Consider the following 26,732-nt stretch of genomic DNA (forward strand, 5'->3'; position numbering starts at 1 on the left):
TTAGTTGTTAATCCAATTCTTGACTTCTGGAATTTGATCAGCAAAGACAAAGGTATAGCCTTGTTTTTTTAGTTCAGGGATATATTTTTTCATGGCTTCGGCAGTCGCTTTGATGGTGTCGTGATGGAGGATAACGGCATGGTTATGGGCTTGACTTAAGACACGTTGGGTGATTTGCTTAGTATCCATGGACTTCCAGTCTTCCGAATCGATATCCCAATAGATACCGGTTAAGTCTGGTCTTAAGCGAGCAATGCGCCTTCTTTGAGCGCCGTGGGGGTTACGGATATATTTAGGACTGATGCCGGTGGCTTCTTTAATGGCCGCTTCGCCTTGGCTAATTTCGTCAACAACTTCTTTATCTCTTAAATTAGAGAAGTAAGGATGATCGTAGGTATGGTTGCCGAGTTTATGACCTTCAGCTAAAATTCGTTGACTTACTTGAGGGTACTCCTTAACATGGTTGCCTTGTTGGAAGAACATGGCTTTGATTCCGTATTGGTCAAGAATATCTAGGATAGCTCCAGTGTTTTCGGAAGGGCCATCATCAAAGGTCAGGGCGATCAACTTACGGTGGTCAATCGAACTACCGGTCAGGTATTGGCCTAGCAGGGGTTGGTTTAATAGTTGATTTAAGACGTCATCTTTGAGAGGCGGATTGGATTGAATCAGGCTCTTGGCGTAGATTTTTGTTTTATTAGTGATTGCTTGGAGGCTATTCTTGAGGCGGGGTTGGCCTTCGATATTTATCGCAGTATCTTCAAGGAGTTGACTAATTTCGTTAAATTTCTTTAAATTAGCGATGATTTGATCAGCTTGAAAACTGGTGGGCAGGTCATTAAGAATTGATTGGAGTTTATCATCTAATTGGACAATTTCTAAGGCGTTTTTATAATGAATTTTTAATTCATCGGATAGGGCATCCCCAACTGCGAAATCAAAGTTGGGAGCTAGCTTTTTGAGATCAGCCAGGCTAACGCTATTATTTAAAATATCACGAGGATTCACTTTATCGCCAACCACAAAAGCTTCTGAATCGTCATGTTGGTAGATTTGGTCAACGGCTTGGATAGCCGCTTGCTTCTGTTCGACAAAGGCAATTTCTTTAAGAGCCTTCTCTTTCTTCTCGGGTGCTAATTTATTGGCATTATCTTTGGCCGCTTGAATCATATCCTCATCAATCTCAGGGTTTAAATAGGCGTGATCGTCATCAATAAAGAGGGCATCCATAGTGATAGTACTTTGGGCTTGGTGCTTTTTATTGATTAGGTGGTGATGATAGGAAAACAGGCCTAAGGTTAATAAAATAATACTAAGTAAAACCAGGATAAGAACTTTTGATTTAGCTTTCATGATACACTATTCCTTTTTAATTAATGCTTTATATTATAACCATATCCCGTTAAAAAATATGAAAAAATTATGAAAAATAAGGCAAAAAATATTAAAAAAGCGAACTCAGCTGTGAAAAGCTAAGTTCGCCGTCAAGTCGGTATTTACATTACTATTGTTTGACTTTTTTCTTATCTGCTTTGATTGGAATGGTTTGGGAACTCTTCTCGTAGGCCATATTTTTAAAGTCAAAGAGAAAACCTTTATCTGAGTAAGGGGCTTGGTTGATGACTTCTTCTCTTGAGAGATAGCTGTAATCGCCTTTAAGGATAGGTGTGGCAAGCTGATGTTTTTGGATTAATTGATCAGCTAGACTTCTGTCTTCATCAGATAATTTGCCACTAGCGTTCTGCTTCATTAACTCTTGGAAAGCTTCCAGGTCATCTCCCCAGGCTGCTTGGTAGTTTGGAGCCGTATAGGGGAGGTAGAGCTCACTATTAGAATAATTATCATAGGCTTGTTGTTGACTGAGGTAAAGATCAAAATCTCCTTTTTGGAACCGCTCCATCAAGACTTTTTCCGACAAGGGCAAGATATTAATAACCAGGTGAGGGATTTTACTTTCCCACTGACTTTGTAATTCCTTAGCTATTTTTTGCGACAGAGCATTGTCATCGGTAATCAAGTCCAGCTCAATGGCCTCAAATTGATAATCGTCTAAGAGCGCCTGCATACTTTTTTCATTATCAACCTCAGTTTTTTCTTGGCCTTGGCCCTCACTTTGGGGATCTAAGGAGTAACTGCTTTGTAAACTAGGCACAGTATCAGTTAGGGCCTGCCGATCGATATTTTGTGCCAGGAGATCTCTTAGCCGCTGGTCATTGAGAATGTTTTTCTTATCGGCTTGATTAATATGGTAGAGGAGATTTTGGTTAAAGGGCCGTTTTAATGCGGTCCAATCTTCTTCTGGTGTACGACTAATCAAAATATCGGTTAAGCGTTGTTGGTAGGATTTTTTAGCTGTTTCAGTATTTTTGACATATTGGACACTGAGTTTTTCAGTGGGATAGTCCGTCCAATTGTGGTATTCTTCGTTGCGGTCATAGGTCCAAGTATCCCAACCGCTCTCCCAAGCGCTTAAATTGTAGGGGCCATTACTCAAAGTATTGATTGATTTTTGCCCGTAGAGGTCATAGTTAATTTGACCAATAAAGTTTTTCGGCAGGGGAAAGAGCGCTGGAAAGGCTAGAGCCTGCTTGAGACTGTTATCATCCATGTCCGGATCTTTTAAGGTGATTTTTAGCCGGTGGTCATCTAAAGCCTGAACATGGAGTTGATCGATACCTATTTGGCCACTTAGTACGGCGGAGGCATTATCAATTAAGGCTAGCAATTTATAGGCATAAAAATTATGGTGGTCAGGATTAACTAATTCTTGCCAGGAATAGACGAAATCGCTGGCAGTTACAGGATCATTATCACTCCATTGGGCCTCTGTTTTTAAATGAATAATGACATCCCTATCATTACGCTCAATCTCTCCGTTACTTACCCCTGGACGGATAGAACCATCTTTTTCTAAGCGGAAGAGCCCTTCACCCACCATATTCATGGCACTGAGTTCATAGGCCGTTTGCAGCTTATTGGGGTTAAGGGATTTTAATTTATGAGTAGTCGTAAGTCCCAAGGCTTCACGGGGATGTTGGGCTTGTGGTTCCACTTTTTCCTCGGTCCTTGTTTCCGGCTTTTTAGGGTCAGTGAAGCGGATTTGATCACAACCGCCCACCAGAACTAGTGAGCCTCCTAGGAGGAGTAAGGGAATGATTTTCTTTTGCATAATATACCTCTTTATTCCATGATGTTCATATTCTAGCATGACTAAGATGCACTCGCAATTTCTCCCGGTTTAAGGAAAGCTTAAAAAGCATAAAAAAGACTGGGTTTTCACTCCCAGCCTTATTCCTTATCTTCGAGTTGTTTGATGCGATATTCTAAGTGGTTGACTCTATTTTCGAGTTCCTTAATTTGCTCAGTTTGGCTTTGAAAGTGGGCTTCTGTCTCATTAGGCGAGAAGATCTCCAAGACACCCCAAACTAAGAGAAAGAGAACGATTAGGCCGATTAATAGGTAGCCCCAATTCAAGTGAGGAGATCCCTTATCTAAGTTCTCCAAGGTTTCATCAATATTAAGGTTTTCGATATCATCAATAAATTTTGAACGATTCTTTTTGGGTACTTTATTCATAGTGCTCCTTTCCGCCCTTCAATAAACTCGCTAGCTGTCTTACGGTCTAGGGGGGCACTGATTTAATGTGGTTTTTGCTTAACTAAGTTGACCGCTGCCTGAGCACCGGCTTCAATGGTTTCAATGTCTTCAGCATTGCAATCAATTTCAATTTTAATGGCTGGATAAGCTGCCTGAGCCCCTGTTTGTAGGAATTGGTCATAGAAGTCATCGACGGATTGGCAATAATCCGGGTAATCGTGGTCTCCGGAGCCTAAGCTGATAAAAACTTTGCCAGTTAAATCTAAATCTTCTAAATCTTCATAGAGGTCGACGACATCGTCTGGGAGTTCTGAGCCGTAAGTATAGGTGCCTACAACACAGATATCCACATCGAGAAAGTCTTCGCCAAATAGGTTTAAGGAGGAATCCATATCAACTTCTACCCCTAAATCTTCCAAAGCTTCAGCCATAACGTCACAGGCTTCTTCTGTGTTACCAGTCATACTGGCATAAGCAATTAAGGCTTTCATTCTTATTCTCCTTTAATTTATTCATTTGACTAATAATCCCACCAAGTATAGCAAAAACGACTAAGCAGCGCTAGTTTAAGCTTATCAGATGAAAGAAAAACCAATAACTCCTTGTTAAAAGAGGTTATTGGTTGGTTGACATTATTTCATGGCGTAAGGCGAAGCTTGGTCAAAGACCGCTTTTTCTTGGTCATTGAAATATTGATATTGGTGTAGGGTTAATAACTCAATTAAGGTACGTGTTTCGTCAAATTCATTACGTTTGGCTAGGAAAATAATATCTTGAATGTAAATAATATTTCTAGCTTGGTAAGCGCAATGTGTTTTGTTATCACCAGCTTGTAAGTGGTTATGGACTCTTTCCAAAACAGAAGCATAACATTTAATGGCTTCTTCCACTAAGAAGTCATGTTGGGATAAATTGAGCAAGCTCTTAATAATCGCGCATTCCCATTGGATGCAGTCTAAATAATTATCACTATCAAAGGCAGCGATTAAATTATTTAAGTTTTGGTCAAGGTCAGCTGGCAAGTCTTTGGCGCTAGCTTTGTGCTTTAAAGCACGGTCCATTAAGCGGAAATAGCAAATTGCAAAATAACGCAAACGGAAAGCGACCAAGTCGACATCCTCTAAACTGGTTTTGACAAAAAATCCTCGGTAGGGCCGCATTTCTACAATCTCTTCATCCGCTAATATGGCTAGGGCAGCACGGATTGGGCTACGGCTCATATCTAATTTTTCTGAAATAGCTGCTTCCACAATATGATGATCATTTGGCCAATTGCCTTGGATAATTTGGTCTTTCATATATAGGTAGGCGATTTGCTCAAGCTTTTGTTGTTTTCCCATAATTCATCTCCCCATCTATGGTATTCAAAAAAAAGTTTGATTGCAGGATATAAAGTATCAGTAGAAAATATTACTATATTGACATAGCTAATCATATCTTGCTTAAGATATTGTATATGATTTGTTTAAAAAAGACCAGAAAAACTTGAAAAAAACTAATTTATTTCATAAATTGTTAATAAATCCCTTAAGGCCGAGAAATAAGCATCTATTTTAAGGCTTTTATTGTATACTTAGCTATGATAATTTATGAAAGGAAGAAATCAATGATTACCATCAAATCTGAACGCGAAATTCAAGCTATGGCAGAAGCTGGCCGTTTAGTGGCAAGCATTATGGAAGAATTACGCGATATTATCGAACCTGGTATTTCTACCATGGATATTAATGATTTCATTGAAAAACGTACTCGTCAAGCAGGAGCTATTCCTGAAGAAATTGGTTTTGAGGGCTACCCTTATGCATCATGTACCTCAACCAACGATGAAATTTGCCACGCCTTCCCGGATAAAAAGACCATTTTAAAAGCGGGCGATATTTGTTCGGTGGATACCGTCCTCTCTCTGGATGGATTCTTTACCGATACTTGCCATACCTTTAAGATTGGAGAGGTTGATCCTGAAGTTCAACACCTCTTAGATGTCACTAAGAAGAGTCTTTACTTGGGAATTGAACAAGCTGTGGCTGGTAACCGGATTGGAGACATTGGCCATGCCATTCAAAGCTATGCAGAAGCAGAAGGCTTTGGTGTGGTCAGAGATTTTGTCGGTCATGGCATCCAACCCACCATGCACGAAGATCCACAAATCCCTCATTATGGTCGTCCTGGACGTGGTCAACGTCTTCGTGAGGGCATGACGATTTGTATCGAACCTATGATTACTATGGGTGGCTATCAAGCCAAGGTGGATAGTAACGGTTGGACGGCACGCACAGTGGATGGCTCCTGGTGTGCCCAATATGAGCATACTCTAGTTGTCACTGCAAATAAACCCAAGATTTTGACCATGCAACAAGCAGAAGCTGGTGACGAAGATTTAGGCATCGACTCCTTGCAAATTGATTTTAATCGAGGAAATTAACAGCTAAGGAAGTGAAAATATGAAGCAATCGTCAATTCAAGAAAATCGACGGAGCTACCGCCACCATCAACCGGATGATGATAAGAATAAAGGTAAAGCAAGGAAAATTTTTAAGGGACTGGGCCTGGTTTTAGGAATTATTGTAGTCGTCTTTATTATTCGCTTAGCCTTTAATTTCTTTAATTTTTCCGGGGCCATCTATCAGAATGTTGACCGGGAAAATATGCGTGATAGTCGGATATCGCTCAAGAATGGCGACCCGGTCAATATTTTACTCGAGGGGATCGATAATGGTGCTTTAATGTATGAAAATGTTAAGGATGGCCGTTCGGATGTCATGATGGTGATTACCATCAACCCCAAAGAAGGCAAATCAACCATCCTAAGCCTCCCTCGCGACACCCTGGCTCCCCAAGGAAAGACTAATGACTTCAATAAATTGAACCATGCTTATATGAACGGGGGCATGGAGGACTCCATTAATTCCATCCAACGTTTTCTTGATGTTCCTATTGACCATTATGTTGAAGTCAATATGCAAGGCTTCATTGATATTATTGATGGCATGGGCGGTATTGAGATTACGTCACCCATGACTTTTGAACAAGATGGGGTCAGTTTTACTGAAGGAGAAACACGGACCTTATCTGGTAAGGAAGCCATGATGTATGTACGGATGCGTAAAATGGATCCTGAGGGGGATATTGGCCGTCAAAAACGCCAACAACAATTGGTTCAAGCGGTTATTGACCGACTCTTATCCATGGATACGGTCTTTAATTATGAAGAAATTTTAAATACTCTCGGTGATAATTTGCGGACTGATTTACGGCCCAATGACATGCTGGCTCTCCAACAAAATTATTTACAAGCCCTTAAGAATCCTACCCACTTAGTCTTTGATGACTGGTTAGATTTGAATTTAACTTTTGGTTGGTATTTGGCGATAGAGGAAGAAGACCGCATCCGCATGTCTAATCGGATTCGGGCCTTATTGGAATTAGAACCGACCCAGTCGGCCATTGTTTACCCGGTAAGTTTTAATATTCCACCAGTCTATTTCCCTGTTTCGGATTTAAATGGTAATGGCATTCTTGAAGACGAAGAAATGGCCATTAAACCGGGCGTTTATGAGAAAGATAAACTCGACCGTCTGATTGAAAAAGAATTTGGAGAAGAAGGTTTAAATTATGAGGCCCAAAATCAACCGCAAGTTGACGATGCTTCAGGGGACACGGTGAGACCAAGCGAAAATGGTTTGCCTCAAGCTGAAAGTCAACAGCCTGCCTATCAGCCTCAAGCACCGGTTAGTCCGACTCCCGCCCCCCAGCCTCAAGCTCCCGCACCTCTCCCTCAAGCTCCGGCTCCCCAAGCTCCAGGTCTAGGAGCCAACCGAGCCCAACAACCGGCAGGGGGAGGAGAAGCAGTGGCACCAGAAAACACAGTGCCCGCTCAACCAGCTCCGGGAAGCTATTAATTGAATGAAAAATTGAAAACCGATAAAAGAAAGGAAGTCGATCATGGGCATTAGAAATGCACTATATGCTGGTAGTTTTGATCCAATGACTAAGGGACATGTTGATATGATTGAGCGCGCTAGCCGTATTTTTGATACCCTCTATGTTGCTGTAGCAGTGAATACCACTAAACAAGCCCTCTTTAGCAATGAAGAGAAATTAGCCCTGGCTAAAGAAGCCTTAGCTGGGCTGGATAATGTGGAAGTCATGCGTCTTACGGGGGGGTTGACTATTGACTTAGCCAAATCTCTGAATTGCTGTGCCCTCATTCGTGGCGTTCGCAATGTCAAAGACTTTGAGTATGAGACTAACATTGCCTTGATGAATAAACTGCAAGCGGATGATGTCGAAACCTTACTCATGCTGTCGGATGAAAAATACCGCTTCGTTTCTTCTAGCCTTATCAAAGAGACCGCCTATTTCGGTGGGGATGTGTCTGCCTTAGTGCCTGAATGTGTCAATCAGGCCATTATTGCTAAGTTCAAGAAAACACACGGAAAAGATTAATGTTCGGAATTAGTGATTATAATCAAGGGTTATTTCCTTAAATTTCTCTATAAAACGAATATTTTTCTCTAAAATAGCCGATTAGCCTTGATTTTTAATGGCGTGGTGTTACAATGTTAAAGGTTTATTTTAATAGTTTGAATAATTTAGTGAAATTAGGAGAGAATAAATGCAAACTTTTGATTATGAGCAAGTCCAGTTAATCCCTGCTAAGTGTATTGTACAGAGCCGGTCGGAATGTGATACGGGTATTCAATTTGGACCTCATAAGTTCAAGATTCCGGTTGTCCCTGCTAACATGCAAACGGTCCTTAATGAATCCTTAGCCGAAAAATTAGCTGCTAATGGCTATTTCTACATTATGCACCGCTTTGAACCGGAAAAACGTTTAGATTTTATCCGTCGTATGAATCAAAAAGGACTTTATACTTCGATTAGTGTTGGGGTGAAGCCTGAAGAATATGACTTTATCGATGAAGTGAAAGAGTCTGGTGAAAAAGTAGACTATATCACCATTGATATTGCCCATGGTCATTCCCATACGGTTATTGATATGATTAAATATATCAAGAAACAACTACCTGATACCTTTGTCATTGCAGGTAATATCGCCACTCCAGAAGCCGTCCGTGACTTAGAAAACGCCGGCGCTGACGCTACCAAAGTTGGTGTAGGGCCAGGTCGGGTATGTATTACTAAGATTAAAACGGGTTTTGGGACCGCAGGCTGGCAATTAGCGGCCATTCGCCTGTGTGCTAAAGCAGCCCGTAAGCCAATTATTGCTGACGGGGGCATCCGTACCCATGGTGACATTGCTAAGAGCTTCCGCTTTGGCGCTTCCATGGTGATGATTGGTTCCTTACTCGCAGCCCATGAAGAATCACCAGGTGAAGAAGTCATTCAAAATGGACAAAAATATAAGGAATATTTTGGCTCTGCTTCTGAATTTCAAAAGGGCGAATATAAGAATGTTGAAGGCAAGAAAATTTTAATTGAAAGCCGCGGCAGCATCTTCAAAACCTTGAAAGAAATGCAAGAAGACTTACAAAGTAGTATTTCTTACGCAGGTGGTAGGGATTTAGGTGCATTACGCACAGTTGACTATGTGGTCATTCCAAGCATCTATAATGGAGATTAATACGGTATTGAAATTGAGGGCTGGAGGAAAACTTCGGCCCTTTTTTATTGCTTAATCAGCCTAATGATGAGCTTATTACCAGGAGAGATCGTTATTTTGTCAAAAGTACGCGGACGCTATTCTTCTGCTGCACTAGCAATGAGAGGCACATGAGAAGCTTTATCTAATTAAGGAGGAAAACCTTATGAAAACTGCAATTATTACCGATAGTACAGCGGCCTTACCGGAATCTTTAGCCAAACATCCCGATGTTTACCAAGTCTATTTACAAATTAATTTAGCTGATGGGTCGACTATGACTGACACCAGTGATAGAGACCAAGTGACTGCCTACTATCATAGTCTGGCAAGTATGAACACTTTACCAAGAACCTCCCAACCCAGCATGGGAGAAGTGGTCCAAGTGATGGATGACTTAGTAGCCAAGGGTTATGATGAGGTTTTAATCATGACTTTTCCTTCGGCCTTGAGTGGCACCTTTCAAAATTGTCAAAGCGTGGCCCAAAATTACCAAGACCGTCTATCCGTTTATTTGATGGACACTCGGCAAACCTCCATTCCCCTAGCCTACTTGGTTGAAGTCGCTTTACACTTGATCGAGGCTGGGAAATTATCGCTAGCTGAGATTGTTGACCTTTTGAACCACTTGGATGAGGCGATGGTGATCTATGTCATCGTTGGCAATCTTGATAATCTTGTTAAAGGGGGCCGAGCAAGTAAGGGAATGGCGCTCTTAGGTAATTTATTGAAGATATTTCCCATTGTCCGAATCGAACGCAATGGGGCCTTGGAAATGGTCGAAAAAGTTCGCACCCAAAAGAAGGCCCTCAAACGGATGGAAGAATTAATGGAAAAAGAGATGACGGCTTATCCAGAAGGCTTGGAATTAGCTCTTATCACCACTCCAGATAGCCCTTTAGCCGAGGAGTTTGAGCAAATGATTGCTAAGGATGAAAGTCAATATCCTATCCGTCAAGGCTTGATTCCCCCGGTAATTGGCACCCACTTGGGCTGTAATAGTGTCGCTTTTTGTGTACTCCCCAAAGTTGAAAATTTTAAGTTATAATATAAGCAAAGCTTAAATAAGGAGGTTGTTTAAATGAAAGCAGCAATTTTAACCGATTCTACGGCGACACTCAATGATCGTTTGCTTAATCATCCTGATATTTATTATGTTTCTTTACAGCTCCATTTTTCCTCAGGAGAGACTTTTATTGAGAGTGAAGATCGTAGCATCCTACCGGAATTTTATCATCGCTTAAAAAATGCCAAAGAGCTACCTAAGACTTCTCAACCCCGCCCCCAAGACTTCTATGCCATTTATGAAGAATTAGTGGACAAAGGTTATGATACCGTCTTCTTTATCCCCTTGAGCGCTGTGTTAAGTGGGACTAGCCAGACCGGACAATCGGTAGCTAGTGAATTTGAAGACCAAATTAAAACTTATGTGATTGATACTGGTCGGGCAGCAACGCCTCTCCGTTACCTGGTGAGTCAGGCTTTAGATTTAGTGGAAGCTGGGGCTGAGCCTGAAGAAGTGGTGACTAAGATTAAATGGTTAAATGCACACACGACCATCTGGGCTTTAGTAGGGGATATTAATAACTTAGTTAAGGGCGGCCGGGCTTCACGGGCTCAAGGTTTACTGGGGTCCTTATTAAAAATCGTTCCCTTGATTGAATTTGACCAAGAAGGAAATATTTCCGTCTTAGCCAAGGTGCGGACCAAACGTAAGGCCTTAATGAAGCTGGCCGATGCCTTTATCGAAGAAGCCAAGAAATATTCTCAGGGCTATAAAGGGACCATTGCCCATGCTGATGATGAATCAGGGGCCAAAGAGCTGGCAGATTTAATCCGCGAGAAATTACCAGACATTGAAATCGAATTTGATTGGTTAACCCCAGTAGTGGGGACTCACGGGGGGACAGGTACCCTAGCTACAGCCGTATTACCAAGTTTAAAGAATTATTTACTCACTAAATAAGCATCAATTATCAAGTCTCTTAACCATCAAGTTGGGAGACTTTTTTTATTAAACACTCTGCTGAAAAAAGTACTTGGTTGCCTAAATTTAAGATCTCTTTGAAGATATCTTAGTGGATAACTGTTAAAATAGGGCTTAACACGCTATAATAAGTAAGACAGAAGGGGTGGAAGGATGCAATTAACCAGTTTAGTCTATTTGGAGCGTGATGAGCGCTTTTTAATGTTACACCGTATCAAGAAGGCACATGATATTAACCAGGGTAAATGGGTTGGTATTGGGGGAAAGTTCGAACTAGGAGAAGCTCCCCTAGAATGTGCTAAGCGGGAAGTAAAAGAAGAGACCGGCTGGGAACTTGAAGCAGCAGAATTTCGCGGTGTCGTTACCTTTATCTATGCCGATGATGAGCCCATGTATATTTTTGTTTATACGGGAACCCTAGCTAGTGATGAGGTCAGGGAGAATGATGAAGGGGTTATGGCTTGGATCCCTAAAGATGAAGTCTTAGACCTCCCGCTTTGGGAAGGCGACCGCTTATTCTTAGAGCCCTTAATGACTAGCAATGACCTGTTTGATATTAAGGTAGTATACGATGAAAACAGTCAGCTACTGGCTTATGAGGATAACCGTCAATAAAAAGGAGGATGCTAGATGTTAGTGGATATGGCCTGTCACATTGCCAAAGTGGATCATACAGACTCTAATAAAGAGCAATTAGCCATGGCTAATACCATTTGGCAAAGTGGTGTGACCCATGTCCTAGCCACTGCTTCTTATCCGACTGATCCAGCAGCTACTGGGGGGGACTTAGTACAGGCCGCCGAAGCTTTTCAAGAGGACCTAGACCGGCGGGGAATTGCCTTAATGGTCTACCCGGGTCAGATTATTGACTTAGCCCAGGCGATTTCCTGGGATGACTTATCCCAAGATATTCTCTATGCTGATCTCAACCAGCGTTATGTTCTAGTTAAATTAAATCAAGAGGATCCCCAGCGCTACTTTGAACCCTTACTTTTCGAATGGTTGAAGCATGATATCCGCCCAGTCTTAGTCCAAATTGAGGAGAACCAGGCCCTCATGCGCGATATTGACCAAGTTTATCAGTGGGTTGACCAAGGCTGCTACACGGCCTTGACGGCGGGAAATCTACTAGGCCGCCAGGGCAAACAGGTAAAGAAGCAATGCCATTACTTATTGGAAGCCGGTTTAGCCCACTTGCTGGGGAGTTTTTCCACTAGCAGTGACGATTACCAATTACGCCAGGCTTATGCTGCCTTGGAAAACCGCTATGGACAGAGCATTAGCTTTGATATCCAGCAGAACGCTAGGGCTTTAATTAATGGGGATCCTTTAATCGATCATTTTCAAATTAAAAAGAAAAAGCGTTTCTGGTTCTTCTAGAAAGTTAAAACGGGCCTTTTCTTAATCAATTAGAAAGGCTGCTATAATTATTTTAAAGAAATGAGGATGTGACAGTTAACCATGAAGCAGTACAAAGGACGATCATTGGCTTCTTTTTTCCGGGGGCTTAAGCGGCAGTGGCTGTTTATCTTCTTAGGGGTCCTGCTTGGGATCGTGGTGGCCAGTGCTTATAATTTCTTATGGGCAGAGGCAGAATACGCCTCACAAACTCAAATCGTGGTCACCCCTAAGGACAGTGATAAGGACAAGGCGGACGAAAAGAAAGCGGGCTTAAAAACCTACGACGACCTGCTCCATACGCCACTTATCTTACAACCAGTGGCCCAAGCTCATCAAAGGGACGTTGAAACTTTGAGTGAGAATACCCATTTAGAAGCCGATCAAAAATCGGCAGTCTTCAATGTGATTGTGACAGACGGAAATGCTAGTCAAGCGCAAAGCTTGGCCTCCGATATCAGTAAAGAATTTATCCAACAACTGCCCCAAGTCCTCGCTGTTGAAAAAGTGACCTTATTAAGCCCAGCCAGCTATAATGAGAAACCGGTTAGTCCCAATTACTGGTTGAATCTCCTCTTAGGAGCTCTACTCGGGGGCTTAGTCAGTCTAGTCATCCAAGCGATTCGGGTGCTTAACGATGATACGGTACGGAGTCAAGCTGTGGTTGAAGAAATGGGTTGGTCCTTAATTGGCGTCTTACCGCAAATGAGTGAGGAGTCCATTGAGGTGACCCGTTTTAAACGTCGTTACAGAAGCCAGGATGACACTGATGAGACCAAACGGCGAATTTAGTAAAGGTGATCAAGTTTTATGTTTAATTTCAAACAACGAAAAATTGACAAGAAAAATAAGGAACAACGGCGTGGCGTGAGCCTAATCACAGCGTCCGATCCTAACCACGTGATTTCAGAACAGTTTCGCACGATTCGTACCAATATCCAATTTGCTATTGATGCTTATCATTTGAAGACCCTAATGTTTACTTCATCAGGCCCTTGGGAAGGAAAGTCTACCATTGCAGCCAATGTGGCGACGACCATGGCACATTTGGATGGGGTACGCGTGTTGATGATTGATTGCGATTTACGTAAGCCTACAGTGCATAAAACCTTTGATATTCATAGCCGCAAGGGTTTGACAACTTATCTTACTGACTGCGACGTCGATTACATGGATGTCGCCCAATATGTGGCTGAAGTGAACACCTATGTGATACCAGCTGGTCCTATCCCGCCTAATCCGGCTGAGCTCTTGAGTTCCCAACGGATGAGTGACTTATTGGAAGATGTGACGGCTGTCTTTGACTTAGTTATCATTGATGCGCCTCCACTCTTACCAGTGACTGATGCCCAAATTATTGCCAGCCGAACAGATGCCAGTGTCTTCGTCTTGCGGGAGGGTGTGGCCAGTTACCAGGATATTCAAAAATCCAAGCGCCTCTTGGAAAGCGTTGATGCTAATGTGATTGGGGCCATCTATAATGGAGCCGATGGCCAAGGGATGAATGCCTATTATGGCTATGGTTACCGCGATGAAGATATTGATAGTGAGGATTTACAATCCTAGCTCTTAATCAATTGGGAGAGATCGATAAGATGAATAAATTAGCTTTAACTTTACTGAGCTTAGCTGGACTGCAGCTTTGGGACTGGCGTCATTCCCAAGTTAAGGCTCCTTGCCTAAGTGACCAAGAAAAAATGGACTATAGTAAAGGCAAAGAATCTAGTAAGAAAAATTTAACCAATGGAGGTAGATAACGTGGCTAAATCGATACATGCTGCTTTAACTTATGCGCAGAACGAAGAATTAAAACGCTTGAATACCCAATATGCCAAGAATGATGTCAGCCAAGTGTTAAAAACAATCCAAGAATTTATTAATAACTATCAAGAATACTTTATGGATGGGCAAATTAATATGTTCGCCATTGAGGCCCAACCTAATTTACGGAATCATACTGCTCGTACGGCCTTTGTCATGATTAATTTAACTGGCAAGACCATTACAGAAATGAATGCGCATTTAGAGTTTAAAATTGATGACTTTGACCTTCAATTCGAGCCGGTAGACTGGGAAATTCCAAGTGATTTTCTAGGGAGTTGGGCGCCTAACTATGCCATTATGGTAGTCGATGACATCCCTATGCAAGGGCAACCGACCAAGGCGAGCTATCTTCTTGATGACATTGAACTATCAGTAACCAATGTTACAGTAGTTAATGGATAAGGGTGGCTATAAGTCTGGACGAATTCTTATCTATTAGAAAAAACGGAGTAGCCTGACTGTGGGCAACTCCGTTTTTGTTTGTTTAATTTTTTGAGCGTTTGCTAGGCTTCGTCCTTTGTTGTGACTGTCGCACACTCCTAAACGTGTTCCAAGCGCGAGGTGAGCTCCATTTCAGAGGTCCTTGTAAATCCTCTATGAGGATTTACTGCGCACTTCTTCCAATTGCTATAGCTGTTCGAAGCGTCAGCAAGTTACAGATATAGTATGCGTAGCGGTCTTGCTCTCTGACGCGCTTGTCGCACTCTTTAAATTTGCTCCGAGTGCAGATCGATCTCCACTTCACTAAAGTGCAAGAAATTCTTTTTAAGAATTTTTGCGCTTTAGTTCCAGTGCTATCGATCTTTAGTGCACTCGTCACACTCTGTTATTCCCTGATTTGGCCTTGGCCGAAGATGGTGTATTTATAGGAGGTGAGTGCTTCTAAGCCCATGGGGCCTCGGGCGTGGAGTTTTTGGGTGGAAATTCCGATTTCACCACCAAAGCCAAAGACCTCACCGTCGGTAAAGCGGGTCGAGGCATTAACGTAGACACAGGCCGAGTCCACGTCATCCATAAAGCGGTTAGCGATGGCATAATCATTGGTTACAATGGCTTCGGAATGGTGACTAGAGTGTTCAGCAATATGGTCAACGGCCTCTTGGTAATCCTTAACCACCTTAATGGCAATTTCATAGTCCAAGTATTCCTCGTCATAGTCGGCTGCAGTGGCTGGGATAACGCCATCGATATAGTCGGCGGTGACTTGGTCACCATGGATTTTCACCTGGTGGTCCTTAAGTGCTTGGCCAGCTAGGGGTAGAAAATCTTTGGCAATAGCTTGGTCGACCAGGAGAGTTTCTAGGGCATTGCAGACAGAAACTCTTTGTGCTTTTCCATTGATTAGGATTTTTAAAGCCATATCAAAATCGCAGGCTTCATGGACATAGAGATGGCAGTTTCCCACTCCGGTTTCAATGGTTGGGATGGTGGCTGTTTGGACGACTCTTTGGATTAAGTTCTTACTTCCCCGGGGGATGAGGCAATCGATGGAGTCATTCATGGTCATCATTTCCCCGGCTAAGTCGTGGCTGGGGTTGTCGATAAACTGGATGGCAGCTTTAGGTAAGTCGACTGCTTCCAGGCCTTCTTGTAAGGCATGGACGATGGCCTGGTTGGTTTGAATGGTTTCCTTACCCCCACGTAGAATCACGGCATTACCTGTTTTAAAGCAAAGCCCAGCGGCATCCGAACTGACATTAGGACGAGATTCATAAATAATACCAATAACCCCTAAAGGCACCCGGCGCTTACCAATTTTTAGACCATTTTCATTGACCCACATTTCATCGACATGGTTGATGGGGTCGTCTAATTGGGCGACTTTTTCTAGACCTTGGGCCATGGCCTCAATGCGGTCTGGATTTAAGGTCATCCGTTCCACAAAAGCACTCTTAAGTCCTTGTTCTTGGGCTTTTTGACACTCTGTCTGGTTGGTTTGGAGAATATTTTCTGAGGCATTTCTTAGCGACTCGGCCATTTGGACCAGGGCTTGGTCTTTTTTAGCCCGAGGTAGATTACTGAGTTGACGGGCTGCTGCTTTGGCCTCTTGGCCCATTTGCACTAAATCAGCTGAATTAATCATGGTTTTTCACTCCTTAGTTAATGATCTTATTAGTTTTTAGGAATAAAAGCAGTGCCGATATCGGCGCCTTTTAAGACATCAAAGATTTGACTGGGCTCTTCGGAAGACATAATGACTAAGCGACGACCTTCTTCTAGGGTTTTAGCAGCTGCTTTCAGCTTACTATGCATACCACCGGTAGAGAAGGTCGATCCCTTATCACCAGCCATGGCCAGGTAGTCTGCATTAACTTCATGGATGGTAGAGAAGCGTTGGGCTTGGGGGTCAGTATTCGGGTTAGCATCATAAAAGCCGTCCACGTCGGTTAATAAGATAAGCAGGTCAGCTTCAACAATGGAAGCCACCAAGGCGGAGAGGTTATCATTATCTCCAAAACGGACTTTATGGTCCATTTCATCGACAGCAATGGCGTCATTTTCATTCACGATAGGGATAATTTGGTGCTTGAGTAAACTGGCAAAATTATTTTTCAAATTGGCTAGGGAATCATGGAAATCAATCACGTCTCTAGTCATGAGAATTTGGGCGACTGATTTATGATAATAAGAGAAAAAACGGGCGTAGGTATTCATTAGAGCCACTTGACCGACAGCGGCAACCGCTTGTTGGTCGGGAATATTTTTGGGGCGCTTGGGGAGGTTGAGTTGGGCACACCCCACCCCCATGGCCCCGGAAGAGACTAAGATGACTTCTTTTCCCATTTGAGTCAGGGAAGAGATCACATAAGCTAGGCGGTCAATGCGTTGGTAGCGAATATTATTGGTCGACGTCATCAGGGAATTGGTACCCACTTTGATAACAATTCGCTTAGCGTCTTTAAGAGAATCACGGTGCAAGATCTTTACCTACTTTCTTAACTCATTGCCAATAATTGTAGCATAATTTCCTACAATTAGGCGCTAATATTTAGCTGGCATGGTGGTATACTAGGCATAATCAAAAAAGGGAGGGTAAAAAATGAAAGATTGGTTAAAAAACCACCCTAAAGCCTATATTTTGGCACTTATTTTACTTTATGCAATCATCTTACTTGGAGTAGATATTTATTATCCCAGTTTCCAAGCTGCTAACGAAGCCCAGCAGGAGGATAAAGCTAGCCCAGACGTTGAATTGGCCCAATTGAAACAAAAATTAACTGAGAAAGAGCTAGGAGTGGCTGATTTAAAGGACCAACGTATGCAGGGCGTGACCCTAGCAGATGTCCAAGCCCACCACCCCCAATACTCACTCACAGAGCTTATCCAAGCTATCCCGACCGAAGACCAGCCGGGGGATTGGCGGCTAAAAGTGGTTAATCCGCTTTTTCCCTTGACTGAGCCAGTGGATATTCAGACCGCCACTGCCTCCAACGGTCAGCTTTATGATAAGCGTATCGAAGACCCTCTCAACCATTTAATGGAAGCTGCTCAAAAAGCCGGCTACCCCTTGACTATTGTTTCCGCTTATCGGGATGTCAATAGCCAGGAAAAGAACCGGCAAAGCATGATTCAGATGTATCAGGCAGGGGGTGCAAGTTTAGAGGAAGCTAAAGCTAAAACTGATGCCTACGTTGCCCCAACCCATGCCTCAGAACACAGCACCGGTTTAGCCCTAGACCTCTTGGGGACCGATTGGGTTCAAGCTAAGCGGGGGTTGGAAACTGACTATGCCAAAGAGGCTTCAGCCCAATGGCTTAGGGACCATGCGCAAGATTATGGCTTTATCCTCCGCTACTTAGAAGGCAAGGAAGCTGTCACGGGTTATGATTTTGAGCCTTGGCATTACCGCTATGTGGGGGTTTCCACAGCCCAATACATTAAGAAATACCAGCTCACTTTAGAAGAATATTTAGTCTTATTAGCCGCCCGCCAGGGGCAAAAACTGACTTACCAAGTCGATCCCTCCTTGCCTACTGATTAAGTGTTCGACTTGGAATGAGGTAGGCCTGGTCTTGACCAAAGGGGATGGTTTCTTGGAAAGGACGCAAAGCTCCTACATTATTGTCCCGTCCTTGGATAAAATACACCTGGTTAGGCTTGGCGTATTCTTTTTGGGCCTGGCTGACAAAATCTTGGGTCTTGTCCCTTAATAAACGGTTGAAAAGTACCCGGGTAGTGGAGGGAGAAAAGGCTTGAAACATCTGATAGTCCCCCATATTATCGCCAAAGACTGCCAAAGGGTCTCTGCCTTGATGACGGGGCTGGATGAGCTTTTGAATAGCCTGAACCTTACCCGCCGCCTTAGTAATAGGAGCATCGCTTTTTAATTGGGCTTGGTAGATGCCGGCTTCATCCCGTTTATAGGACATGCCAATAATCTCGGGCAGGTCAATCGGATAGAAATATTTGACGGCCGTTTCAACCAGACTTTGGGGACTAGCGCTCACAATATAAGTGGCGATCCCAGCCGTATGCAAGCTCTGGTAGAGCTTAATCAATTCATTGGGAATCCGTAGTCCCTGGCTAAAGTGAGTGCTGAGACACTGTCTTGGGTCTCCTGACAAGGAGTAGGTCCAAGTGAAGTCTTTAATTGGAGCCCTTAAGCCATAAGCTAGGGCTTTTTTACCGAGGTCGACAAAGTCGATTTCAGTGAAGTTGTGATAAAGAAAACTTGGACAGGAAGCACCTGCTTGCTTAGGGAAGTGCTGGTTATAAGCCAAGTAAAAGGTCCGTATCTTACAGAAAAAATTGAAGAATAAGGGGTCAGCCTCAAGTCGCTCTTCTAGAGACTTTTGGCTTTTCTGATAGTCATCTCGTTCGGGATAGAGTTTTTGGTAGTCAGCAATAATATCATCGATGAGCTCTTGAAAGCTGATTTGCGGTTCTTGGTCACTTAAAGCTTGGTCAAGAGCCGCTTTATTTTGGCTTAAGCAGTTTCTCATTTCACTAGGGCTTAATTGATAGGCTAGGTGGGCTGCAGTATAGACCATGCTATGGTCTTCAATATCGTTAAAGATGCTGGTATGGTCAAAGTCAAAAACGACATAGTTTTTTTGAGCTAGGGGAGTATCCCTTGGCTGTTGGTGAGTTTTAATCAGCTGGTCAAGTCTATGGTAGAGCTGGGGTTCCCAATTTTTGGGGGCAAGTTGAGGCATGAGGAGTCTCCTTTCAAGGTGAAAAGTTAGGACACGAGGTCCCTTTGCTTATGCCTATCATACACTAGTTAGCCAAGGGAACCTAGCTTTAAGGGAAAAAGATTAATGGTATAATAAATCTGTAAACTTGACTTGAGAAAGGGTAAAGACTAAGCGTGATCGATAATTTCGACATAGCTTTGCAGGTAGCTATGTTATAATTAAAGTAATCGACTTTGAAGGGGGCTCTATCATGCGAATTGATGAACTATATACCAAACTCAATGAACTAGGTTTTATCGAAAATTATTATGTCGTCAATAAGAAGCATAATGATGAACCAGAAACGGAACGTGTGCTCAAAATCTATGATGATGAATTTAAATTAGCTGAGATCTATATTGATAAACCTTACATGTTAAGAACCAGCTATGGTGGTTTTGATGCCAGAAATCCTTTAGAAAAGCAAGCCCTACTCAAAATCTTAGTTGAATTCGCCTCTACACCCGTTAACCGGCGACAGAGTGAATTATATTTTGCCTATTATAATGATTTGAATAACATTTCTCATTATATTAAACGCTTGAGCAATGGCCGCTTAACCGATGAAATGATTCCGATGGCTTACTTTCGCACCCTAAACGATGAACAACTCAATGCCTATCTTTTTAATACGGCAGAGTTTGAAGACTTCCCTAAGGATTATCAACCCCGCTTTACACCGGATTCTTTTGTTAAAGTACGTCCTTATGAAGAAATGATTGAACATTTAGAGGGACGTTATCCCCATGACGATGAATAGGGAATAATGACCACATTAAATTCTAAGCTAGAGCATGACAGAACCAAAAATAAGGAAATAGCACAGTGATAAATGCTGAAAATGGGAAAAATTGAGGAGATTAGTATGGACGAACAACAGCAAAGTCTGTTAAATGATTTAAGTAAAAACTTTACGGGAAACTTTAAAGATGATATGACCTATATTGTTAGCAAGGTCAAGGATCATTTCCGTGATTTACAAGAGGATGAGGAATTACGTCAGCGAATTGAGAAAGTCCTCCTGGATGCTTATCCTGAAGAAGAGGAACCGATTTTACGTTTATGGACAGATTTGACGGATCGTTCTGATGATGATTTCATCCAACATATGAAAGAATTAATTGATGAAGGGAAGGCCACTGATGCCCAGTTTGAGATGAATCTCTTTATCAATGCCATGGAAGCTGACTTTATCGAATATAAGCCTAAGCCGAATGTAAAATATTATTCGATCAATGACTGGATCGACTTATTTATTTTTACTTGGTATGAACCTCAAACACTCGAATTGCGTCCCACCAAACGTGATTATTCCAAAATCTATACTTCCTACGCTGAAGTGCTGATGGCTGCCAATGAATGGCAGGAGGCCGCCGAAGCCTATAAGCAAGCCCTGCTTTGGAATCCCTATAATGCCAAAACTATTTTTAATCTGGCAGGGGTTTACCAATTGATGGAACAATATGGGATGAGCTTTGCAACGATTTTGAATGGTTTTCGCTACGCAGTAAGACGGGAAGACTTCTCCCGGGGCTATGCCTATCTGGCGTATTTCTATGAGAAAAAAGATGACCTAAAAACTGCGACTCAGTTATACTACCTGAGTTTGGCTTGGTCGGATAATTCCCGGGCTAAAGAACGTTTGGCAGTTATTGAAGAAGAATTGGGTCACTTAGACCCCGCCCTTGAAGGTGAAGACCTTCAAAAATTCAAGAAAGATTACCGTATTAACAACTATCCGAATGCAGAAATGCTGAATGGACTCAAGGCCGCAGCCAGTCGGGCTATGGCCCTGCATTCCTATGAAACCGCCTATGTTTATTACGGCCTCTACATGGACTTGGTCGATTCACCCGAAGACTATATTGTTAAGATGATACGCGAACTGGATTACCGTTTGAAAGGTGACTAGGATTGTGAATAGGACCATGGACCAGTGAATGTCAATTAATAGATAATAAAAAGTGCTTCAAGCTAGCCTGATTTTCCAATAGGGAAGTTGGATTAGCTTGGAGCACTTTTATTTTGCTTTTAAATATGGAAATTGAGTCCTAGTTTCTTAATGTTTGCGAAGATCGTGGGGTGGGTAGTGGTAGTGCTTTTTGAATGCGCGATAAAAAGAGGAGTAGTCATTAAAGCCCACCTTTTGCCAAGTGTTTTGGATCGACTCCCCTTGACTAATTAATTCCTGAGCGCGGTTCAATCTTTTGTTGATGATGTATTGGTGGAGAGTAGAATGGTAAAATTCTTCAAACAAACGATTGAGGGTGGAACTACTATAACCAAAGCGCTTGGAAATGAGCGATAAGGGTAAGTCTTCAGCCAAGTGGCTGTCAATAAATTGAGCAATGGCTGTGGCTAATTCATAGCGTTGGTCACGAATATGGGGGTGGAGGTGTTTTTGCTCAAATAAGTGACAGCAGTCCACCAGTAATTGGCAGGTTAAGGCGAAAAGTCGCTTTTGTTGGAGCTGGGTCTTGGCATAGGATTGGGTTTGGTTCATTTCAGTAAGTACCTGGTTGAGGTATTTCCAATCGTGACGGTCAACACTTAAAATCTGCATTTTAGAAAATAGTTGATTAATTTCAGGAGTAGCGATAAAGCTATCACTGACCGCTTCCAAGTAGGGGTCACCGATAGCTAAAAGAAAGCCCAGATGTTCCTGGTCCTTGTCGATCTTATCAGTCTTAAAGTTGACCCGGATATTGGCAGGGAGGGAAACGACCTGCTGGCTTTGGAGAGTTAAGCTTTGGTTGGGCGTTTGGATTTCTAAAGCTTTTTGGCTAAAGAGCATCTCCTGACGGTGATAAAGGGAACGATTATAGGTCAGCAAATTGTCTTTTTTTAAGGCAGTGACTTTGATCCGGTAGGGAACTGATAAGAGTGACATAAAGAGAGACTCCTTTTTGTGTTCTATTATTAATAAAGTATTTTAATATAAATACCGAGTCAAGTAAATTGATAATAAAAGGGCTGAGACTTTTGCCTCAGCCCCTTCGTATAATTTGAAGGCATTACATTAAATGATGCCTAGGGAATGCATTTCAGCTTTAATTTTTTCGACTAATTCCGTAGCTGGAGCCGTTAAAGGTAGGCGGGTAGGTCCCACATTAAAACCAAGTAAGGCTACCGCTGCCTTGATTGGAATAGGATTTGGTTCAGCAAAGAGCAAGTCGATTAATGGTTTGTAGTCGGCTTGAATCTTTCTTGCGGTTTTGAAGTCACTCTTTAGTGCCGCATGGGTCATTTGGTTAACGGCTTTGGGAGCAATATTGGCTAAAACAGAAATAACCCCTTTTGCGCCTAAACTCATTAATGGCACGATAGTATCATCGTTGCCTGAATAGAAATCGATGGCTTCACCGACAGCATGTAAGTTATCGACAGAATGGTTAAAGTTACCGGTAGCATCTTTTAAAGCGACAATATTATCTACCTTAGCTAATTCTTTAAGGCTTTCCGGTTGAATGGTCATTCCTGTTCTTCCTGGTACGTCATAGAGGATAACAGGAATGTCTACCGCTCCAGCAATGGCGTGGTAGTGTTCGATGAGGCCTTGTTGGCTGGTTTTTAAATAGTAGGGCGTCACGGAAAGAATGGCATCCGCACCAACTGCTTCACAGTCTTTGGTTAATTGCACCCCGTGGCGGGTATCGTTAGAGCCCGCACCGGCAATAACAGGAACACGTCCATTAACATAATCCACCGCAAACTTAATGACTTCAACTTGTTCTTCGTCGGTTTGAGTGGAAGCTTCACCAGTTGTGCCGTCAATAATGAGGGCGTCAGTACCAGCGTCAATTTGAAAGTCGATTAATTCTTTGAATACATCAAAATTAACCTTTTTTTCTGCGGTATCCTCATAGGGTGTCACCAAAGCAACGCCTGAACCAGTATAAATTGACATATCTAACCCCTCCGTATATTTATTATATTTTATAATTGTGTGGAATATTATTAACAATTAATTTAGCACGCCATTAGGGCTTTGTCAATTGTCTTTATGAGTAGACATAGGTGCGGGGAACCCGTTCGCTAATCCCACAGGTAATTTCATAAGCAATAGTATGGTTATACAAAGCCAAGTCCCAGGCCGAAATGTGATTGCCGTAATCATCGCTACCAATCAAGGTGACCTTTTCGTGGAGGGGGAGTTCTTTAGGTAGAGCGACCATGCATTGGTCCATACATACCCGCCCCACAATGGGGCACTTGTAACCAGCAATCAAGACTTCAAAGCCAGAGGAAGACCTAGGCAGCCCGTCAGCATAGCCAATCGGAAGGGTGCCGATCCATTGATCGGATTCAGTGGTATAGGTCGCTCCATAGCTAATCGATTCACCAGCTTGTAATTTTTTGACATAGACTAATTCACTTTCTAGGGTGAAGGCCGGTTTTAGTGGCATATCATCTGGAAGGTCAAAATCGGGACCGGCTGGGCTTTCCCCATATAAACCAATCCCTAGGCGAACGATGTCCATAGTTTTTTCTGGATACCAGAGGGCCAGTGCCGTGTTGGACCGGTGGATGAGCGGTTTATGGTCAAGACGAGAAAAATCTAGGTCTTGGATAAAGTCTTCAAAGCGTTGGGATTGCTTAGCAACATAGTCTTGATCCTGAACGCGATCACTATCTGCCGTGGCATAATGGGTAAAGACCCCTTCCAATGCAAAGGCCTCTTGGTGGTCACTGATATAGTCGATAATTTCCTGGCCTACCTGACTATCCCGTAAACCAATCCGACCCATTCCTGAATCCACCTTTAAATGTAGTTTTAAAGGCGCTAATTCCCGGTCTGTAGGGCGTTGGGCGTAAGCCGCCTTTAACCAATCTAACGAAGAGATGGTCAGACTGATATCGTGTTGGGCATGAAGCCAGGCATCTTCAACCTCGGTGATCCCTAAAATGAGGATAGGAGCCTGGATACCGGCTTCTCTGAGGGCCAGAGCTTCATCAGTGACAGCGACACAGAAGCCCTCTGCCCCTGCTTCGGTGAGGGCTTTAGCAATAGGAATAGAGCCGTGACCATAGGCATCCGCTTTAATGACTGCATATGTCTTGGCTTTAGGGCTAAAGGCATGTTTAAATAGTAGGTAGTTATCAACAATATTTGGAATTGAAACAACAACCCGAGTAGGGCGATGTTCGCCACAAATCATAAAAATTCTCCTTTCAAAGACTTTTCATCGTAGCTATATTTTAGCATAAATCGGGTTAGGAGCATTAGATTTGTCGAGGCGTAGAGGGAGGCTATATGATTAGAATTTGTTTTGTCTGTTTAGGAAATATTTGTCGCTCACCCATGGCCGAAGCCTTGATGCGTGAAGCAGTCAAAGAGAACCACTGGAAGAATGTGGTTCAGGTTGAATCTGCAGCTATTTCTGACTGGGAAATAGGCAACGGCGTCCACCCAGGCAGCCGCGCAATCTTGGAGCGGAAAGGCATTCCATGGGAAGATTTGATTTCTTCCCCCTTAACTGAAAAAATCATTCAAGAGGCTGATTTATTAATTGGGATGGACGACCAAAATATTGCCGATATCAAGCGGCTAGGCGCCGACCCCGAAAAGGTCTTTCGCCTCATGGATTTCACTGACCAAGGCGGCATTATTGATGACCCCTGGTATACCGGAAAATTTGAATTAACTTTCGAGAAAGTCAGCCAAGGCATCCAAGGCCTCTGTGACTATCTCAAGGAGAATTATCCCCAGCAATTAAATCAATCGTTTTGACAATAAGTTTTAAAGTGATAAAAAGGCTCCCCTCGAGTGGTCGAGATGGAGCCTTTTCGCTTGGCGTAAATATTCAATGAATTTTTATTGGACAGCCTTTAATAGGGCTTGGACCCGGTCGGTTTTTTCCCAAGGGAAGTAGCCATTGTCACTAGGGCGCCCAAAGTGGCCATAAGTGGCAGTTGGTTGGTAGATGGGCCGACGTAGATCTAAGCTGTTGATGATACCTGATGGTGATAGGGGGAAGATCTCACGAATAGCTTCTAATAAGCGGTCTTTGGAAACAGTCCCGGTTTCAAAAGTATCGACAGCGATAGATACCGGTTCGCTCACTCCAATGGCGTAGGCGAGTTGGACTTCACAAGCCTTGGCTAGGCCTGCAGCAACAATATTTTTAGCAATATAGCGGGCCATGTAGGAGGCTGATCGGTCTACCTTAGTGGCATCCTTTCCAGAAAAGGCCCCACCACCATGACGGGATGCACCACCGTAGGTATCCACAATAATCTTGCGTCCAGTTAAGCCGGAATCCCCCTTAGGTCCACCAATGACAAAACGGCCAGTCGGATTGATGTAGTACTTGGTATTTTGGTCCAATAGGGAAGCTGGAATCACCGGGTTAATGATGTATTCCTTAACATCTTGGTGAATTTGTTTTTGGGTAATTTCTTCTGCATGTTGGGTAGAAAGCACGATCGTGTCCACACGGAAGGGTCTGCCTTCATCATCCAGTTCAACCGTCACTTGGGTTTTGCCGTCGGGACGTAGGTAAGGCAGTAAGCCACTGTGGCGGGCATAGGCCAAACGTTCAGTCAGACGGTGGGCTAGGGTGATGGCAAGCGGCATATATTCCTCGGTTTCATCACAAGCGTAACCAAACATCAAGCCTTGGTCGCCAGCGCCTAGGGACTCAATGGCTTCTTCTGCTGCCAAACTATCGTCTTCTTCCCGGGCTTCTAGGGAAATGTCAACCCCTTGGGCGATATCAGGAGATTGTTGGTCAATGGCTACCATCACGGATAAGTTCTCAGCGTCAAAGCCAAACTTACCGCGCCGGTAACCAATTTTGGTAACGGTATTACGAACAATTTCTTGATAATTAAGGACGGCCTTAGTAGAGATCTCTCCAAAAATAAAAACTAAGCCAGTATTTACGATGGTTTCACATGCTACCCGACTGTTAGGATCTTGGGCGATAGCGGCGTCCAGAATAGCATCACTAATTTGGTCGGCTACCTTGTCAGGATGTCCTTCTGTGACACTTTCACTAGTAAATAATCTTTTTTCTTTAGACATAGGAACCTCCTAGTTCTCTTGATTTCTCTAGTATCATAGCATACAAGGGTCAATTTGTATCTAAGAAAGTGATTTCACGCTTGGAGTCAAGTAGAGAATTTTTCTGTCTGCCTTGATAGG

Annotated in this window: 28 protein-coding genes; 16 read left to right on the plus strand and 12 right to left on the minus strand. The window is 43.0% G+C overall.

The window, feature by feature from the left end; translation table 11 throughout:
• From AWM73_RS01665 to AWM73_RS01685, 5 genes are all read right to left on the minus strand, one after another.
• The gene (locus tag AWM73_RS01665) at positions 1 to 1,353 is read right to left on the minus strand and encodes a polysaccharide deacetylase family protein (RefSeq protein ID WP_060777793.1); all 1,353 of its coding nucleotides are present in this window, start codon (positions 1,351 to 1,353) and stop codon (positions 1 to 3) included.
• Positions 1,354 to 1,504: 151 nt separating this feature from the next.
• On the minus strand, positions 1,505 to 3,169 hold the full coding sequence (locus tag AWM73_RS01670; RefSeq protein ID WP_060777794.1) for an ABC transporter substrate-binding protein: 1,665 nt from the start codon (positions 3,167 to 3,169) through the stop codon (positions 1,505 to 1,507).
• Between the two features lie 119 nt (positions 3,170 to 3,288).
• Positions 3,289 to 3,576, minus strand: coding sequence for a hypothetical protein (locus AWM73_RS01675; RefSeq protein WP_013668686.1), 288 nt, complete (start codon positions 3,574 to 3,576; stop codon positions 3,289 to 3,291).
• 62 nt (positions 3,577 to 3,638) lie between these two features.
• Positions 3,639 to 4,088 carry a flavodoxin gene (locus AWM73_RS01680; RefSeq protein WP_060777795.1) on the minus strand — a complete coding sequence of 150 codons (450 nt, stop codon included), beginning with the start codon at positions 4,086 to 4,088 and terminating at the stop codon, positions 3,639 to 3,641.
• Positions 4,089 to 4,229: 141 nt separating this feature from the next.
• Complete coding sequence (locus AWM73_RS01685; protein ID WP_060777796.1) at positions 4,230 to 4,937, minus strand: GntR family transcriptional regulator; 708 nt, start codon at positions 4,935 to 4,937, stop codon at positions 4,230 to 4,232.
• 266 nt (positions 4,938 to 5,203) lie between these two features.
• Here AWM73_RS01685 and map point away from each other — a divergent pair, with 266 nt between their 5' ends.
• The 12 genes from map (at position 5,204) to AWM73_RS01740 (ending at position 14,810) form a co-directional block, all read left to right on the plus strand.
• Positions 5,204 to 6,019: a type I methionyl aminopeptidase gene (map, locus tag AWM73_RS01690; protein WP_060777797.1), complete on the plus strand. Its 816-nt coding sequence runs from the start codon at positions 5,204 to 5,206 to the stop codon at positions 6,017 to 6,019.
• Positions 6,020 to 6,038: 19 nt separating this feature from the next.
• On the plus strand, positions 6,039 to 7,496 hold the full coding sequence (locus AWM73_RS01695; protein WP_060777798.1) for an LCP family glycopolymer transferase: 1,458 nt from the start codon (positions 6,039 to 6,041) through the stop codon (positions 7,494 to 7,496).
• A 43-nt stretch (positions 7,497 to 7,539) separates the two neighbouring features.
• Complete coding sequence (gene coaD / locus AWM73_RS01700; protein WP_060777799.1) at positions 7,540 to 8,043, plus strand: pantetheine-phosphate adenylyltransferase; 504 nt, start codon at positions 7,540 to 7,542, stop codon at positions 8,041 to 8,043.
• Between the two features lie 169 nt (positions 8,044 to 8,212).
• The gene (locus AWM73_RS01705) at positions 8,213 to 9,181 is read left to right on the plus strand and encodes a GMP reductase (RefSeq protein ID WP_060777800.1); all 969 of its coding nucleotides are present in this window, start codon (positions 8,213 to 8,215) and stop codon (positions 9,179 to 9,181) included.
• 184 nt (positions 9,182 to 9,365) lie between these two features.
• The gene (locus AWM73_RS01710; RefSeq protein WP_060777801.1) at positions 9,366 to 10,247 is read left to right on the plus strand and encodes a DegV family protein; all 882 of its coding nucleotides are present in this window, start codon (positions 9,366 to 9,368) and stop codon (positions 10,245 to 10,247) included.
• Between the two features lie 33 nt (positions 10,248 to 10,280).
• Positions 10,281 to 11,165 carry a DegV family protein gene (locus AWM73_RS01715; protein ID WP_060777802.1) on the plus strand — a complete coding sequence of 295 codons (885 nt, stop codon included), beginning with the start codon at positions 10,281 to 10,283 and terminating at the stop codon, positions 11,163 to 11,165.
• Between the two features lie 174 nt (positions 11,166 to 11,339).
• Entirely contained in the window at positions 11,340 to 11,801 is a 462-nt protein-coding gene (locus AWM73_RS01720; RefSeq protein ID WP_060777803.1) for an NUDIX hydrolase, read from the plus strand.
• Positions 11,802 to 11,816: 15 nt separating this feature from the next.
• On the plus strand, positions 11,817 to 12,566 hold the full coding sequence (locus AWM73_RS01725; RefSeq protein WP_060777804.1) for a CpsB/CapC family capsule biosynthesis tyrosine phosphatase: 750 nt from the start codon (positions 11,817 to 11,819) through the stop codon (positions 12,564 to 12,566).
• Between the two features lie 81 nt (positions 12,567 to 12,647).
• Entirely contained in the window at positions 12,648 to 13,376 is a 729-nt protein-coding gene (locus AWM73_RS01730; protein ID WP_060777805.1) for a YveK family protein, read from the plus strand.
• 18 nt (positions 13,377 to 13,394) lie between these two features.
• On the plus strand, positions 13,395 to 14,150 hold the full coding sequence (locus AWM73_RS01735) for a CpsD/CapB family tyrosine-protein kinase (RefSeq protein WP_060777806.1): 756 nt from the start codon (positions 13,395 to 13,397) through the stop codon (positions 14,148 to 14,150).
• 29 nt (positions 14,151 to 14,179) lie between these two features.
• Positions 14,180 to 14,341, plus strand: coding sequence for a hypothetical protein (locus tag AWM73_RS09050; protein WP_013669122.1), 162 nt, complete (start codon positions 14,180 to 14,182; stop codon positions 14,339 to 14,341).
• 1 nt (position 14,342) lies between these two features.
• Positions 14,343 to 14,810, plus strand: coding sequence for a hypothetical protein (locus tag AWM73_RS01740; RefSeq protein WP_060777807.1), 468 nt, complete (start codon positions 14,343 to 14,345; stop codon positions 14,808 to 14,810).
• Between the two features lie 424 nt (positions 14,811 to 15,234).
• Here the strand turns inward: AWM73_RS01740 and AWM73_RS01745 are convergent, their stop codons facing one another.
• Both AWM73_RS01745 and proB read right to left on the minus strand, forming a co-directional pair.
• Positions 15,235 to 16,491, minus strand: coding sequence for a glutamate-5-semialdehyde dehydrogenase (locus AWM73_RS01745; RefSeq protein ID WP_060777808.1), 1,257 nt, complete (start codon positions 16,489 to 16,491; stop codon positions 15,235 to 15,237).
• Between the two features lie 29 nt (positions 16,492 to 16,520).
• A complete protein-coding gene (gene proB / locus AWM73_RS01750) occupies positions 16,521 to 17,327 on the minus strand; it encodes a glutamate 5-kinase (RefSeq protein WP_060777809.1) in 807 nt (268 codons plus the stop codon).
• Between the two features lie 121 nt (positions 17,328 to 17,448).
• On the opposite strand from proB, the gene AWM73_RS01755 reads away from it, so the two are divergent.
• Positions 17,449 to 18,390, plus strand: coding sequence for a M15 family metallopeptidase (locus AWM73_RS01755; RefSeq protein ID WP_060777810.1), 942 nt, complete (start codon positions 17,449 to 17,451; stop codon positions 18,388 to 18,390).
• Here AWM73_RS01755 and AWM73_RS01760 read toward each other — a convergent pair.
• Positions 18,380 to 19,564, minus strand: coding sequence for a haloacid dehalogenase-like hydrolase (locus AWM73_RS01760; protein ID WP_060777811.1), 1,185 nt, complete (start codon positions 19,562 to 19,564; stop codon positions 18,380 to 18,382). The genes AWM73_RS01755 and AWM73_RS01760 overlap by 11 nt on opposite strands.
• 232 nt (positions 19,565 to 19,796) lie before the next feature.
• On the opposite strand from AWM73_RS01760, the gene AWM73_RS01765 reads away from it, so the two are divergent.
• Both AWM73_RS01765 and AWM73_RS01770 read left to right on the plus strand, forming a co-directional pair.
• On the plus strand, positions 19,797 to 20,345 hold the full coding sequence (locus AWM73_RS01765; protein WP_013669536.1) for a hypothetical protein: 549 nt from the start codon (positions 19,797 to 19,799) through the stop codon (positions 20,343 to 20,345).
• Positions 20,346 to 20,450: 105 nt separating this feature from the next.
• Positions 20,451 to 21,497: a tetratricopeptide repeat protein gene (locus AWM73_RS01770; protein WP_060777812.1), complete on the plus strand. Its 1,047-nt coding sequence runs from the start codon at positions 20,451 to 20,453 to the stop codon at positions 21,495 to 21,497.
• A 147-nt stretch (positions 21,498 to 21,644) separates the two neighbouring features.
• On the opposite strand, the gene AWM73_RS01775 is transcribed toward AWM73_RS01770, so the two are convergent.
• The 3 genes from AWM73_RS01775 to alr form a co-directional block, all read right to left on the minus strand.
• Positions 21,645 to 22,475 carry a helix-turn-helix domain-containing protein gene (locus AWM73_RS01775; protein WP_060777813.1) on the minus strand — a complete coding sequence of 277 codons (831 nt, stop codon included), beginning with the start codon at positions 22,473 to 22,475 and terminating at the stop codon, positions 21,645 to 21,647.
• 129 nt (positions 22,476 to 22,604) lie between these two features.
• Positions 22,605 to 23,492, minus strand: a complete 888-nt coding sequence (dapA, locus tag AWM73_RS01780) for a 4-hydroxy-tetrahydrodipicolinate synthase (protein WP_060777814.1) — start codon at positions 23,490 to 23,492, stop codon at positions 22,605 to 22,607.
• A 94-nt stretch (positions 23,493 to 23,586) separates the two neighbouring features.
• The gene (gene alr, locus AWM73_RS01785; protein ID WP_060777815.1) at positions 23,587 to 24,744 is read right to left on the minus strand and encodes an alanine racemase; all 1,158 of its coding nucleotides are present in this window, start codon (positions 24,742 to 24,744) and stop codon (positions 23,587 to 23,589) included.
• Between the two features lie 95 nt (positions 24,745 to 24,839).
• Here alr and AWM73_RS01790 point away from each other — a divergent pair, with 95 nt between their 5' ends.
• Positions 24,840 to 25,316 carry a low molecular weight protein-tyrosine-phosphatase gene (locus AWM73_RS01790; RefSeq protein WP_060777816.1) on the plus strand — a complete coding sequence of 159 codons (477 nt, stop codon included), beginning with the start codon at positions 24,840 to 24,842 and terminating at the stop codon, positions 25,314 to 25,316.
• Positions 25,317 to 25,400: 84 nt separating this feature from the next.
• Here AWM73_RS01790 and metK read toward each other — a convergent pair whose 3' ends face one another.
• Entirely contained in the window at positions 25,401 to 26,612 is a 1,212-nt protein-coding gene (gene metK, locus AWM73_RS01795) for a methionine adenosyltransferase (protein ID WP_060777817.1), read from the minus strand.
• Positions 26,613 to 26,732: the final 120 nt, after the last annotated feature.

The organism is Aerococcus urinae, from assembly GCF_001543175.1.
GTDB classification, from domain to species: Bacteria; Bacillota; Bacilli; order Lactobacillales; family Aerococcaceae; genus Aerococcus; species Aerococcus urinae.